Here is a 13412-nt window from a genome sequence, read left to right as displayed (position 1 = left end):
TTCGTCGTGCCGGGGCGGGGTAGGTTGCCGGGATGCCACTCGGACCGCAACCCCACGGCCGCCGCGGCACGGTCGAGAAGCCTTACAGCCCGCTCAACCTGCGGCTGATCCTCGCCCTGTTCGGCATGGTGGTGTGCACGGTCCTGGCGACACTGCTCTTCCGCGCTGGCTGGACGGTGCCGGGCTGGCTCCTCGCCGCCTGGGCCGTGGTCGCCGCCGTCGACGCCGTGGTGATCCAGTTGCGCCGCCGGGCCCGAGCCCGAGCCGAGGGCGGCCGGGACCACTCGCTGTTCGAATAGGACGGTCGGCATCGGTCACACTCGGCCGGCGTCATGGACCAGCAGCGCCACCTGCACCCGGTTGTTCAAGTCGAGTTTGGTCAGAACCCGGGAGACATGCGCCTTCACGGTGGCGACCGACATGTGCAGCTCCGTGGAGATCTCCGCGTTCGAGCGCCCGCGCGCGACCGCCAGCGCCACCTCGCGTTCCCGGGCGCTCAGCCGATCCAGCAACTGCCCGGCGTGCTCGCGCTCGGGTGGCGCTCCCGCCGCGACATGCGTGATCAACTGGCGGGTGACACTGGGCGACAGGGTCGCCTCCCCCCGGGCCACTCGCAGCACCGCGTCCCGGATCTGGCCGGGCGGCGTGTCCTTGAGCAGGAAACCGCTCGCCCCGGCCCGCAGCGCCCGCAGCACGAACTCGTCCGCATCGAACGTGGTCAGCACCAGGATCTCGGGCGCTCCCGGCTGACGGCGCAGCCGCTCGGTGGCGACGAGTCCGTCGACACCTGGCATGCGGATGTCCATCAGGACGACATCGGGCCGGCACCGTGCCACCGCATCCGGCACCTCAGCGCCGTCAGCGGCCTGGCCGACCACGCTGACCTCCTCGTCGCCGGACAGGATCATGGACAGGCCGGCCCGCACCAGCGGATCGTCGTCCACGATGAGAACCCGAACCACGGCCACCCCGTTCCCGGCATCCATCCGCTCACCCATCCCGCTCGCCATCGGCATCGCACACCGCATCCCGCCCACTCCGACCCGCCGCCGCACGCCACGCCTGCTCGACGCCGGCGCCATCCGTCGCATGCCGGGTCATGGCGACGCCTGCCACGGCAGCCAGGCCGTCAGCACGAACTCGCCGCCGGTCCGGCCGTGGTCGAGCCGCCCACCGGCCAGCAGAGCCCTCTCCGCCAACCCGATCAGCCCCACCCCGGTGCCAGGGATGGGAGCGACGGGAACCGAGACGGGCAGAGGGTTGCGGATCTCGATGGTCAAGCCGTCGTCGGGCGCACCGCTGACCGTGACTCGCACCGCCGCGCCCGGCGCGTGCTTGCGCGCGTTGGTCAGCCCTTCCTGGACGATCCGGTACCCCGCGCGAGCCGTCGCCGCCGGCACCGCCGCGGGATCGACGGCGACGTCCAGCCGAACCTTCGTCCCCGCGCTGCGTGACTCCTCGGCGAGCCCGGCCAGCGCGGCGAGGGTAGGCTGCGGCCGCTCCGGAGCCGGCTCGTCCTCGGACTGGCCGGTGCGGAGCACACCGATCACCGCCCGCAGGTCCTGCAACGCCTGGTGAGCGCTGGCCCGCACCACTGCGGCCGCGCCGGCGATCTCCTCCGGTGGCGCGCCGGGGCGGAACTCCAGAGCACCGGCGTGCAGGCTGAGCAGGGAGATCCGGTGGGCGAGAACATCGTGCATCTCGCGCGCGATCCGGGTGCGCTCCACCACCCTGGCCTGTGCGACGCGCAGACGCTGCTCGGCCTCGGCACGCTCGGCTCGGTCCCGCCAGGAGACGATCAGCTGGCGGCGGGCCCGGACCAGCATGCCGCACAGAGCCGCGAAGACGGCCATCACCGCGCCCCAGGCGAACGTCTGCCAGAACCCGGCAACGATCTCGGGCATCAGCGCCGCGAACACGGCGCTGCTCGCCAGAACGACCGCCACGTAGGTGCCCAGCACCGCGAACGGACGGTGCACCGCGACCGTGAACACCACGATGAGCAGGGTGATCCCGCTGGCCGGTGAGAAGAAGGAGAGCAGGGCCAGATAGACGGCGAGCGGTGCCAGGAAACGCCGGCGCCACCAGAGGCCCACAGCGGCGATCCCACTCGCCACGGCATCCACCCAGATCAGCCAGGTGGGACTGCCGATGCCGGCTGCGACGAACCCGTCGGGCGGATAGAGCAGCGCGTGGGTGATCGTGACCGTGGCGCCCATGCCCAGCACGAAGCAGACGGTGTCCACGAGCCAATCGCGGGTGGACCGGCGGGCGGGCAGCGGCCCGGCCGGATCGGCCGCCAGCGCCGACGGCCACAACCAGCGATACTCCACCGACATCGTTCCCACGAATCCGACCTTACGGGCCGGCGACCCCCGGCCGGTACCGACCAAAGTCGACATCCGACCACCGACCAAGGTAGGCGGGATATCGACCGTCGGCCGACGCGAGGGCCTGCCCACAACGCCCAGGCTTGGTCCCATGATTACGGTCGAGAACCTGACCAAGACGTACGGCACACAACGTGCCGTCGACGATGTGTCCTTCACCTGCGAGCCGGGCACGGTGACCGGTTTCCTCGGGCCCAATGGAGCCGGCAAGTCCACCACCATGCGGATGATCTGCGGCCTCACTCCGCCGACCACGGGACGCTCGGCGATCGACGGTGTTCCGTACCAACGGCTCGGCAATCCGGGGCGGCACGTCGGGGTGCTGCTCGACGCGTCGGCCCAGCACGCCGGGCGCACCGGTCGGGAGGTGCTGGCCCTCGCGGCGATCACGATGGGGCTGGACACCGACCGGGTGAGTGAGCGGCTGCAACGGGTCGGCCTGAACGACGCGGCGGCGAAACGGCGGGTCCGGGCGTATTCGCTGGGCATGCGGCAGCGGCTCGGCCTGGCGTACGCGCTGATCGGTGATCCTGCCGTGCTGATCCTGGACGAGCCGGCCAACGGCCTGGACCCGGAGGGCATCCACTGGATGCGCGGGCTGCTGCGCGACTTCGCCGACCGGGGTGGCACGGTCCTGCTCTCCTCCCATCTGTTGCGGGAGGTGGAGGTGATCGCCGACCGGCTGGTCGTGATCGGCAACGGGCGGATCCTGACGCAGGGCGCCAAGGAGCAGTTGCTCGGCGCCGCCGGGACATCGGTACGGACCATGGATCCAGCAGCCCTCGACGCGCTGTTGCAACGCATGGGGCTCACCGGGACCCGCTCCGCCGACGGCAGCGTGCTGGTGCCGTCGGATCCGCAGACGATCGGTCAGGCGGCCGCGGCGGCCGGAGTGGTTCTTCTCGAGTTGCGGCCGGCCGGTGCCGGCGGCCTCGAGGAGATGTTCCTTCGCCTGACCGCCGGTCCCCAGCCCGAGGAGGTCTCCCGATGACCGCGACCACTCCGCTCTCCACCGTGGCCACCGTTCCGTCGGCTGCCGCCGCGCACCGTGTCCCGCTGTCCCGGCTGACCCTGGTCGAGCTGCGCAAGCTGGCTGACACCAGGGCCGGCCTGTGGCTCCTGATCGTGATCGGCCTGGCCACCGCCGCAACGTCGGTGATCATGCTCGGCTGGGCCGACGACAGTGAACAGACCTTCAGCGCGCTGTACACCTTCGGGCTGGTGCCGTCAGCGGTGCTCCTGCCCGTTCTCGGGATCCTGTCGGTGACCAGCGAGTGGTCGCAGCGGACCGCTCTGAGCACGTTCACCCTGGTACCGGCCCGTGTCCGGGTCATGCTGGCGAAGGTGGCGGCGGGCGTGCTGATCGCCGTGGCGGCGACGGTGGCCACCGCGGTCCTGGCCGCCGTGGCGAACTTGGTGGCGCTGGGGACCGGCGGTGACGGCTCGTGGACGCTGGACCCGACGCTGATCTGGCAGAGCCTGCTCTTGCAGATCATCTTCGTGCTGATGGGCAACGCGTTCGGCGCCCTGTTGCTGAACACGCCGCTGGCGATCGTTGCCTTCTTCGCGCTGCCCACGGTCTGGACGGTTCTCGGCGACAGCATTCGGGCTCTCCGTGACGCGGCCGGCTGGCTGGATCTCAACGTCACCTCGCAGGCGTTGTTGGAGCGGGACATGACCTCGGGTGAGTGGGCGCGTCTGGCGGCGTCGGCCGCGGTGTGGGTGGTGCTGCCGCTGCTGCTCGGGACGGTGCGGGTGCTCCGGCGGGAGGTTTCCTGATCCACAACGGCCGGTGTTGGCGTCACGATCCGGCAATCAGCGGTAGCGTGCCGAGACGTGACGCGTACCCTATTTGCGAGCTTCGCGGCAATCACCGCTTCTATCCCGTTGCTTGCGGGCCCGGCGCCGGCCGCGCCACCGACCACTCCCCCTCCGGGCCCCAGCACCTCCGAGGCGCCGATGACCGGGCCCGCAATGCCGTTCGACAACCCCGGAATGCCGTTCGACGAATCCGGTACGCCGTTCGGAGGATCCGTCGGGCCGTTCGAGACGGAGACCCGCAAACCTGATCTGGACCGGCTCACCTTCGAGGGCCAGCCGCTGCCGATCGCCAGTTACGAGCCCCGGCCCAGCGCGCGGACGATCGCCGAGACCCCACCGATCGGCACGGTCCGCAGCTGGGCCGGCCTCAACGAGATCGACGGCGACGTGTATCGCAAGGACTACACGCTGCGCGGCGTCGGCAAGCACATCGAGGTCTGGGTCGCCAAGGACATCGCCTTTCCCGAGGGCGACTGCCGCAAGGACTCGACCGAGATCACCGACGCTCAGGTCACCGGCCTGGTGGACGAGTTCGACCGGACCATCTACCCCCGAGAGACCAAGGCGTTCAGCACCCCGCCGGCCCGCAGCGGCAAGAACGCGGGGCTGCCCGGCGACTTCACCGGCGCGGGCGACCGCACCGTGACACTGATCGACAACATCCGCGACGACAACTACTTCGACTTCCCGAAGCGGCAGACGTACATCTCCGGATTCTTCTCCGAGCAACTCAACGAGCTGTTCGACCGGAACGTGATCACGATCGACGCCTTCGACTGGGCGCACCGCACCGGGGAGGAGCCCCGTCACGAGCCGGCCGACGACGTCTGCACGAGCCGCCCGGCCCGCCCCCGGATGTACGAGTCGACTTTCGCCCACGAGTGGCAGCACCTGCTGGCCTATTACACCGACCCGGACGAGGAGGTGTGGGTCAGTGAGGGCCTCGCGGATTACGCCCAGACGCTGACCGGCTATGTGGACCCGGCCATCGGCGTACACCATCGCGGGTTCGACAATCACGTCATCTGTTACCAGGGATTCGGCAATGTGACGACCAATTACAACCCGAATCCGCGCAACTGCGGAGGACCGTCGAACTCGCTCAACCTGTGGTCCGAGGGCGAGCCCGATGAGATCCTCGCCGACTACGGCATCGCCTACAGCTTCATGGTCTACCTGCGTGACCGTTTCGGGTCGAAGATCCACACCACGCTGCACAAGGACAAGGCGAACCACGGACTGGCCGGGCTCGCCGCGGCCCTGCCGAAGGGTGTCGACCTGTCCGACGTCCTGCACGACTTCCAGGTCATGACCCTCGTCGACAAGATCGTCGACGAGCGCGGCGGCATGGTGAAGGGCGCGGCCCGAGGGCGGGTCACCGCCGGGAGCCTGGACTCCATCGTGAACCTGGACAACCCGGCCGCTTACGGCCGGCCGGGCGCCGCCCCGAACGGTGCCGACTTCGTCCGGCTGCCGCGGGGTTTCCGGACCGTCGGTTTCGACGGCGCCAAGGCCCTGCCCGCGACGCCGCTCGCCTGGACGGTCGACGCCGGCATGCTCTTCTCCGGCAACACGCCGAACACCGATGCCGCAGCGGTCCGGCCGGTCCAGGTGCCGACCGCCGACCCGGTCCTGCGGTTCAAGACCACTTACGGCCTGGAGGAGAAGTTCGACTACGGGTACGTGACAGTGTCGGCTGACGGTGGCAAGACCTATCAGATGGTCAAGGGCGACCGCACGGTCGCCGGCCCACTGGGCGCGGCCATCACCGGGAAGGCCGCGAACGTCACCCTCGGTTACGACCTCAAGGCGTACGCCGGGAAGCATGTTCTCATCGGTTTCCGTTACGTCAGCGACAACGCCGTCAGCATCGGCGGCTGGCACCTCTCGAACGTCAAGGTGGGCGCCACGCCGCTCGGTGGCGACAGCCTGGACGGCTGGAAGTCGCCCACCCAGATCCGCCCGACGCCTGTGGACAACTGGAACGTGACCCTGGTGGGGCTGGCTCCCCGGCGCGCCAAGGTCGTCCCGCTGGCGGATTTCGCCGAGGTCCGCCGTTTTCCGAAGGTGGTCGCGATCGTCTCCTACGACGAGCCCACCGGCACGGTGACTCAATACGCCCCCTACACCTTGAAGGTCGACGGCAAGCCCTACATCCCCACCGTCAAGACGCCGTAGATCAGTGCGGTCGATCCGGAGCCGGCCTTGTTGATCTGCCCGCCACAGAGCACCCATGCCCCGGTGGCGGGCAGATCCGCGAGATGCGCCAGCACCTCGAGACTGATCCGTCGCCGCCGGTAGACCAGCCGGGACACCACGAAACCGGTGTCGGTGCTGACATCCGGGCTGAAGGCGTCGGTGCCGGTGCCACCGCGCTCGCCGAGCCGCCCGGTGTCGATCAGCCAGGTCACGGCCTCCGGCGAGAAGCCCGGGTGCGGCAGGAAGGCCTCGGTGCCGAAGCGCTCCTCCCAGCCGGTCCAGATCACCACCACCGACTCCTCCGGGATCCGGCCGTGCCGCTCCTCCCATCGCTGCAGGTCGGCAACGGTCACCGCATAGCCCGGATCGGCTGCGCACGCAGCGCGCACGTCGACTTTCACCGCGGGACGGAACAGATCCTCCGGAACCATCTCGTCGGCGAGCAGGCCACCCGGGGTGAAGTGACCGGGCGCGCCCCAGTGGGTGCCGGTGTGCTCCCCCATGAAGACCGTCCGCAGATAGAAACCGTCCCGCTCGAGGACCGCGACGGTCTCCAGGCGCGGCGCCGGGTCGCCTGGATAGACGCTCACCCGGCCCGGGTCATTGACATGCGACAGACCGACCAGCCGCAGTCCGCCCGGCACGGCGTCTCCGCTCATGGCACTCCCCTTCCGCGATCCCGCCTCGCTCGCTCCGCCACGATACCCCATTGACAGTGTCATTCTGACAGTGTCATTGTCTGAGCATGTGGACGATGGAGCAGTTGGTCGAGCGGGTCAGCGCGGCACTGGCCGCGGAGTACCCGGGCGCCCCCAACGGCCGCGTCCGGGAGGTGCCCGATCGCAGGTCGATCCGGTGGTATACGACGATCGGCCTGGTCGACCGACCCCTCGGCACCCGTGGCCGCACCGTTCTCTACGGGCCACGTCACCTCCTGCAGCTCGTCGCCATCAAGCGGCAGCAGGCGGCCGGCCTGACACTCGCCGAGATCCAGGCCGCATTGTCCGGCGCCTCGGAGGACACGCTCGCCACCGTCGCACGGGTGCCGGAGGATCTGCTCGCCACGGCGACGCCGCCGGCAGCCACCACCCCACGGGCCCAGTTCTGGAAGGCCTCCCCCACTCAGTCCGATGCACCTGCGCAGCAGGCCGCCGATTCAGCGCCCGGTTCCACCCGGCGGGCTCTGGCGGCAACGCTCGCGGGCCTTCCCCCGGCGCCCTCCTCGGCCGATCTGATCACCGGTGTTCCGCTCGGCGGCGGCGTGGTCCTGCTGCTGCCCCGACACGTCACCGACCTCGACCGCGACGACATCGCCGAGGCGGCACAGCCCCTGCTCGACCTGCTCGCTTCCCGCGGGCTCACCGATGGGAGAACCGCATGATCATTACTGTGAACCCGATGGGCCCCGCCGAGCTGGAGCTGCACCGGAGTGTGAGTGGCGCCGGCATCGGCAGCCTTCTGACCGACCGCGGCAACCTGCCGCTCGACCGCCTCGACGTCCGCGCCTCGATCAGCGGCCTGCTGGTGCGCACCGAGCTGACCACCGAGTTCGTCAACACCCATGACACCGCCCTCGAAGCCACCTACGTCTTTCCCCTCCCGGACCGGGCCGCGGTCACCGGCATGACGATGACGGCCGCCGACCGGGTCGTCACTGCCCAGCTGCACGAGCGTGGCGCCGCCCGCGAGCGGTATGACCAGGCGATCGCCGCCGGCCGGCGGGCCTCCATCGCCGAGGAGGAACGGCCGGACGTCTTCACCATGCGAGTCGGCAACGTGCTTCCCGGCGAGCGGGTCGTGGTGCGGTTAGGGCTGGTGGGGCCACTGGCCTATGAGGACGGCGCCGCGACCTTCCGCTTCCCTCTCGTGGTCGCGCCCCGTTACGTTCCCGGTCTGCCGATCGGCGGCCCGCAGGCGGGCGACGGCCAGCAGCCGGACACCGACGCCGTGCCGGACGCCTCCCGCATCTCCCCTCCGGTGCTGTTGCCCGGTTTCCCCAACCCGCTGCGGCTGTCGCTCAGCGTCGACATCGACCCGGCCGGCCTGGAGCTCGGTGAGGTGCGGTCCAGTCTGCACACCGTCACCGAGCAGGACGGGACCCTGCGCATCGAGCCGGGCGGGCGAGCCGACCGTGACTTCGTGCTCCGCCTGGCCTATGCGCCCGGCGCCGAGTCCGCGGTCGCCGTCCCCGACGCGGACGGCGAGCAGGGCACCTACCAACTCGTCGTGCTGCCACCGGCGGTCACCACGGCGCCCCGCCCGAAAGACGTGGTGCTTCTGCTGGACCGTTCCGGCAGCATGAGCGGCTGGAAGATGGTGGCGGCCCGGCGCGCCGCCGCCCGGGTCATCGACACGCTGACCAGCGCCGACCGTTTCGCGGTGCTCACCTTCGATCACGAGGTCGAGTGGCCTGATCAGCTGGGCGACGGGCTGGTGGAGGCGAGCGACCGCAATCGTTATCGGGCCGTCGAGCACCTGGCACGCGCTGGTGCACGAGGCGGTACCGAGCTGCTCACCCCGCTCACCACCGCCCTCGCGCTGCTGGCCGACAGCTCCGGCCGGGATCGTGTGCTGGTGCTCGTCACCGACGGCCAGGTCGGTAACGAGGATCAGATCGTGAAGCAGGTGACCACGCGGATCGGGTCGATCCGGGTGCACACCGTCGGCATCGACCGGGCGGTCAACGCCGGGTTCCTCGGCCGGCTGGCCGCCATCGGCGCGGGCCGCGCCGAGCTGGTGGAGAGCGAGGACCGTCTCGACGAGGCCATGGAGCAGATCCACCGCCGGATCGGTGCACCGGCCGTCACCGGCCTCGCCCTCACCGGCGACGGGATCACGCTTGTCGACGGTTCCCGCAGCCCGTCCCGCCTACCCGGGCTGTACCCCGGGGTGCCCCTCGTGATCTCCGGCCGCTACACCGGCACGCCCGAGGGGACCCTCACGGTGACCGGCCGGACTCGCGACGATCAGGAGTTCCGGACCGTTGTCCCGGTGCAACGCCGTTCCGAGCCGGCGGTCACGTCGCTGTGGGCGAGAGCCCGGCTGCGTGACCTCGAGGATGCGTACGCTTCGGGCAACCCCGCCCTGGAGACGGAGATCGTCGGGACGTCACTCCGGTTCGGCGTGCTCTGTCGGTTCACCGCTTTCGTGGCGGTCGACGAGCGGGTGGTGAACGAGGGCGGCCAGAATCGTCGGGTCACCCAGCCGGTCGAGCTGCCATCAGGCTGGGAGATGCCTGTCCCGTCCGTTCCGGTGCACTACCAGTCAGCCCTCGCGTCACCGTTCCCGGACATGGCCGCGCCGATGTCGGCACCGGGCGTCATGCCTCCCATGCCGTCGGCGCCGGGCACGCCTGCGCCGCCTTCCCCGCGTTTCGCGCCCGCTCGGGCACGGAGCTCGTCTCCCGGCGGGTCCGCCCCCTCCGGCAAGCCTTTCGGGAGGTTCGGTGGCCGGCCACCGGCGGGTTCCGCCGGAGTTCCCCTGACGGGGGCGCCGACCGAGGCGCCGGTGAGCGGGGCGCCTACCGCCGAGCCGCCCGCGACGGGAGCGCCGGTCAGCGGAGCGCCCGCCGGCGATGCCTCGGCGACGGCCCAGAAGTCGGCTGCCGAGCCCCTCACCGGGGGCTCAGCGCCGGGCGGGACGGTGGACGCTGACACGGGAACGCCGGCTCCCTCGGCGGGAATCGCTCCCGCTTCGGGCGCGGCAGGCGGCGGGCCGGCTCGTGGTTCGCGGCCGGGCGCACCTTCGGGACGGTGGGGATCTCGTCGGCCCATCGCCGCCACCGGCGGGCTCACCCTCGACGAGCTGCGCGAGCTTGCCGCTGTCGAGGTGGCACGGTTGCACGAGGCCGCGCAGCAGCCCGCGCTGGACCGCCGGGACCTGCTCGACGACATGGCGAGCCGCCTGTCGGTCCTCCTCGAGCCGGTCACCGATGCCGAGCTCGACCCGCTTCGCGACCTGATCACTTCTCTTCGCGGAGACGGCGACCTCGAGACCAGGTGGTCGACCGCGATCCGGGTCCTGGAGAAGTTCGCCACCGGAAAGCCGGAGAAGGAGAAGAAGCGTCTCTTCTGGAAGTAGCGGCCACCGGCTCCGCCTCGGGTCCTCACAGTGCCGGCCGCGACGCCGTCACCTGGGGGGCCGAGGTGCCGCCTCACTTCCACACCGGTTCGACCGGGATCGGTTCTCGGAGAGCCACAGGTCCGGACGACCCGAACACACAGGACACCGTCGCGGTTCGCGGTGGGGACGGCGAGCGTGATCACCGTTCCACATTGACAAAACAACAGTGGATCAAGAAGTCGAGGATCCATCCGGCGACGCCTGACAGGCAGCGATGGTGCCATCGGCCGGTCATGGGCAGCCGGCACGAGTGAGGGCACGGTGAGTAGTGCCCGGATGAAGCAGACACGGGGTGAAGCCCGCGGTGAGGCCGGCAGTTGGGGTGGGCTGAGAAGGAGAGCGCTTGACGACGAGAAGAGTGACGATCATCAGCCGGCAGGGCCCCCACACGGTGGCCTGAATGCCGGTAAGTTGGGTGGCCGATGCCGGACCAGGGGGTGGCGACGCCAAGTGGGCGAGGATCTGGGCGACAATCATGACCCGTTGTTGGTGCGTCCGTTCGTTCTGCCGGATGGCGCCCGCCACGAGCCGCCGCCATCCGCATCGACCTGGCCGGTGGAACAGCAAGCCGGGGAGATCCCGGCCCAGCCGGTCCCCGTGGTGGCCGCCACGCGATCCGCGTCGTCCCGGCCCGGCCGGCGGCGTCGCCCGTCACTGCTGATCGGGGCCGGGGTGGCAGCGGTCGCGAGTGTCGCCGGATACGCGTTGCTGCGAGCCGCTGACGGACCGGCGGTGTGGACCTCCATGCCGGGGACGTCGCTGCCGGCCGCGGTCGGCCCGCCCGGCTCGGCGAGCACCACGGCGAGTGGTGTGCCTGCCCGGAGCGGGGACTCCGGCGGAAAGGCCGACTCTGGTCAGGGACCGGAGTCGACGGAGGGCCGGCGGACGGGCGAGCCGTCACCTACCGGTGTCACCTCGGCGACCCCGTCAGCAGGGCGGCCCGCCGCAACCACCGGCACTCCGACGTCAACCGTCCCGGCACCGCCGATCGGGCTCCTGCCGAATCCGATCACGACCGGCCGGGGCCTGCTGGTGACCGGCAACGGTCTCTGCCTGGATCTGCGTGGTGGCGACGCCGCGGAGGGCCGCGAGGTGCACATCGACGACTGCAACGGCACCAGTCCACAGCGCTGGCGGCTCAACCCGGACCAGACCCTTGAGGTGCTGGACATGTGCGCCTATCTGGTGGGCGACGGCACGGTTCAGCTGACCCGATGCGATGGTCGCACGACGGCGCAGTGGCAGTTGTTCGCCGACGGGAGGCTGACCAACGCGGCGACCGGTCAGTGCCTCACCGACCCCAGCTCCGGCGCCCGGCCGGGACGCCCGGTCATCGTGGCCGCCTGCGCCACCGGCAACAACCAGCTCTGGACCTTCCGCTGACGTACCGGCCCGGTGCCGTCTTCGGCTGATGAGGGTGGAGCCCTCACCGAACAGGTCTTTCCGGGCATGGCAGCCGGCATGCGGTCCCCCAGTCCGGGACCGGAGATGCGGAAAGCCCGGACAGCATGAGCAATATCGGCCACACGCCTGGCGTGCGGGCTTTCGAACAGCAGGGCTCGGCTGATCATTCGGGTACGCCGGCAGGCAGCATCGGTAGGTCACCCGGCGGCCCCGGCGGGCTGTCGCACCCCCGGCCCCGCAGATGAGGAGCGGGCGCGCAGGAGCGAGCCGGACCGAGCCAGCGGATGATATCCGTCGATGACGGGATCACTGCGAGGCTGACGGGACAGCGCTTCGGTGGACAGAGTGGAGGCCCGTGGGATCGGGGAGCGGAAAGTCAGTGGGGGGTGGGCGGAAGAGGGTTTTAGATCAATTAACGATGGTTTAGGTGGGTCGCGGACTGGTGGAAGCGAGAGCTCGGGGCGCGTTTCAGGGGGCGTACGGCGCAGGCCCTTGATCTTGATCTTTAAAGTGATCGAATCGTCAGGCCGAAACACTGGTGATTCCTCCGTTGCCGACTCTTAGGGTCATGTGATGATCTCCGCACCGCTTCGCATCGCACTGTTGTCATATCGGAGCAAACCGCACAGCGGGGGTCAGGGAATCTATGTTCGGCACCTGTCGCGGGAACTCGTGCGGCTCGGGCACGAGGTGGAGGTCTTCTCCGGGCCGCCGCTGCCGGAACTCGATGACGGGGTCAAACTGACTGTTCTGCCGAGCCTCGACCTGTACCGGGAGCCTGACCCGTTTCGGACGCCCCGGCGGGAGGAGTTCCGGACAGCGATCGATGTGCTCGAGTGGGCCGCGATGTGCACGGGGGCCTTCCCGGAACCGCTGACGTTCTCGCTGCGAGCGTGGCGGCATCTGCGGGAAAGGCTTGCCGACTTCGACGTCGTGCATGACAACCAATGCCTCGGGTACGGGCTGTTGCCGCTCGGCAGGCTGGGGCCGCCGGTGGTCGCCACCATTCACCATCCGATCACCGTGGACCGGGACCTGGAGTTGGCGGCGGCACCCGACTGGAAGCGGCGGCTGTCGTTGCGGCGGTGGTACGCGTTCACGCGGATGCAGGCTCGGGTGGCCCGGCGGGTGCCGTGGCTGACGACGGTCTCGCGAGCCGCGCGCGACGAGATCGTGCAGGCGTTCGGCGTACGGCAGGAGCAGCTCACCGTGATCGGCGTCGGCGTCGACGTCGACACGTTCAGCCCGGCCCGCCACACCGAGAACACGACCGCTGACGTGGCGAGCCCGGCCGGCACGGCCGCCGGCCCGCGCGACATCCGCAATCCGACCGAAGACGGCACGAACCCGGCCAGCACAAACCCGGCCAGCACAGACACACACGGCACGGACCCGGACGGCACGGACCCGGACGGCACGGACCCGGACGGCACGGACCCGGACGGCACGGACCCGGACGGCACGGACCCGGACGGC

The 13412-nt window shown here is 70.4% G+C and carries 11 protein-coding genes; 8 read left to right on the top strand and 3 right to left on the bottom strand.

Translation table 11 applies throughout. The features are described 5' to 3' along the window. Positions 1–32: 32 nt before the first annotated feature. A complete protein-coding gene (locus Aut01nite_RS17325; RefSeq protein WP_043527761.1) occupies positions 33–299 on the top strand; it encodes a hypothetical protein in 267 nt (88 codons plus the stop codon). A gap of 15 nt (positions 300–314) precedes the next feature. Here Aut01nite_RS17325 and Aut01nite_RS17320 read toward each other — a convergent pair whose 3' ends face one another. Both Aut01nite_RS17320 and Aut01nite_RS17315 read right to left on the bottom strand, forming a co-directional pair. Continuing rightward, the gene (locus tag Aut01nite_RS17320; RefSeq protein WP_043527862.1) at positions 315–986 is read right to left on the bottom strand and encodes a response regulator; all 672 of its coding nucleotides are present in this window, start codon (positions 984–986) and stop codon (positions 315–317) included. Positions 987–1097: 111 nt separating this feature from the next. Beyond that, entirely contained in the window at positions 1098–2339 is a 1242-nt protein-coding gene (locus Aut01nite_RS17315) for a sensor histidine kinase (RefSeq protein WP_043527864.1), read from the bottom strand. Positions 2340–2481: 142 nt separating this feature from the next. Here Aut01nite_RS17315 and Aut01nite_RS17310 point away from each other — a divergent pair, with 142 nt between their 5' ends. The 3 genes from Aut01nite_RS17310 (at position 2482) to Aut01nite_RS17300 (ending at position 6389) form a co-directional block, all read left to right on the top strand. Beyond that, positions 2482–3381 (top strand): ABC transporter ATP-binding protein, encoded by a 900-nt coding sequence (locus tag Aut01nite_RS17310; RefSeq protein ID WP_043527763.1) that lies wholly within the window; start codon positions 2482–2484, stop codon positions 3379–3381. Beyond that, a complete protein-coding gene (locus Aut01nite_RS17305; RefSeq protein WP_043527765.1) occupies positions 3378–4169 on the top strand; it encodes an ABC transporter permease in 792 nt (263 codons plus the stop codon). The genes Aut01nite_RS17310 and Aut01nite_RS17305 overlap by 4 nt, the downstream gene beginning before the upstream one ends. 180 nt (positions 4170–4349) lie before the next feature. Next, complete coding sequence (locus tag Aut01nite_RS17300) at positions 4350–6389, top strand: M6 family metallopeptidase (protein ID WP_152628859.1); 2040 nt, start codon at positions 4350–4352, stop codon at positions 6387–6389. Here the strand turns inward: Aut01nite_RS17300 and Aut01nite_RS17295 are convergent. Then, positions 6362–7069 (bottom strand): cyclase family protein, encoded by a 708-nt coding sequence (locus Aut01nite_RS17295; RefSeq protein ID WP_201775562.1) that lies wholly within the window; start codon positions 7067–7069, stop codon positions 6362–6364. The two genes, Aut01nite_RS17300 and Aut01nite_RS17295, sit on opposite strands and share 28 nt — an antisense overlap. A 95-nt stretch (positions 7070–7164) precedes the next feature. Here Aut01nite_RS17295 and Aut01nite_RS17290 point away from each other — a divergent pair, with 95 nt between their 5' ends. The 4 genes from Aut01nite_RS17290 to Aut01nite_RS17275 all read left to right on the top strand — a co-directional run. Next, complete coding sequence (locus tag Aut01nite_RS17290) at positions 7165–7791, top strand: MerR family transcriptional regulator (RefSeq protein ID WP_236642867.1); 627 nt, start codon at positions 7165–7167, stop codon at positions 7789–7791. Next, positions 7788–10490 (top strand): VIT domain-containing protein, encoded by a 2703-nt coding sequence (locus Aut01nite_RS17285; RefSeq protein WP_043527772.1) that lies wholly within the window; start codon positions 7788–7790, stop codon positions 10488–10490. Before Aut01nite_RS17290 ends, Aut01nite_RS17285 begins: the two co-directional genes overlap by 4 nt. 597 nt (positions 10491–11087) lie before the next feature. Beyond that, entirely contained in the window at positions 11088–11915 is an 828-nt protein-coding gene (locus tag Aut01nite_RS17280; RefSeq protein ID WP_161790680.1) for a ricin-type beta-trefoil lectin domain protein, read from the top strand. 594 nt (positions 11916–12509) lie between these two features. Beyond that, a partial coding sequence (locus Aut01nite_RS17275; protein ID WP_239124605.1) for a glycosyltransferase family 4 protein occupies positions 12510–13412 on the top strand: 903 nt, incomplete at its 3' end.

It is taken from the genome of Actinoplanes utahensis (genome assembly GCF_016862455.1).
In the GTDB taxonomy this organism is placed as follows: Bacteria; Actinomycetota; Actinomycetes; order Mycobacteriales; family Micromonosporaceae; genus Actinoplanes; species Actinoplanes utahensis.
Note: the sequence above shows the minus strand (reverse complement) of the source record. Positions and strands in the feature narration are given on the sequence as shown.

Bases quoted from the DNA above. Each gene is read 5' to 3' on its own strand.
- Aut01nite_RS17325 (WP_043527761.1), top strand. From the start codon at position 33: ATGCCACTCGGACCGCAACCCCACGGCCGCCGCGGCACGGTCGAGAAG.
- Aut01nite_RS17320 (WP_043527862.1), bottom strand. From the start codon at position 986: ATGGATGCCGGGAACGGGGTGGCCGTGGTTCGGGTTCTCATCGTGGAC.
- Aut01nite_RS17315 (WP_043527864.1), bottom strand. From the start codon at position 2,339: ATGTCGGTGGAGTATCGCTGGTTGTGGCCGTCGGCGCTGGCGGCCGAT.
- Aut01nite_RS17310 (WP_043527763.1), top strand. From the start codon at position 2,482: ATGATTACGGTCGAGAACCTGACCAAGACGTACGGCACACAACGTGCC.
- Aut01nite_RS17305 (WP_043527765.1), top strand. From the start codon at position 3,378: ATGACCGCGACCACTCCGCTCTCCACCGTGGCCACCGTTCCGTCGGCT.
- Aut01nite_RS17300 (WP_152628859.1), top strand. From the start codon at position 4,350: ATGACCGGGCCCGCAATGCCGTTCGACAACCCCGGAATGCCGTTCGAC.
- Aut01nite_RS17295 (WP_201775562.1), bottom strand. From the start codon at position 7,069: ATGAGCGGAGACGCCGTGCCGGGCGGACTGCGGCTGGTCGGTCTGTCG.
- Aut01nite_RS17290 (WP_236642867.1), top strand. From the start codon at position 7,165: ATGGAGCAGTTGGTCGAGCGGGTCAGCGCGGCACTGGCCGCGGAGTAC.
- Aut01nite_RS17285 (WP_043527772.1), top strand. From the start codon at position 7,788: ATGATCATTACTGTGAACCCGATGGGCCCCGCCGAGCTGGAGCTGCAC.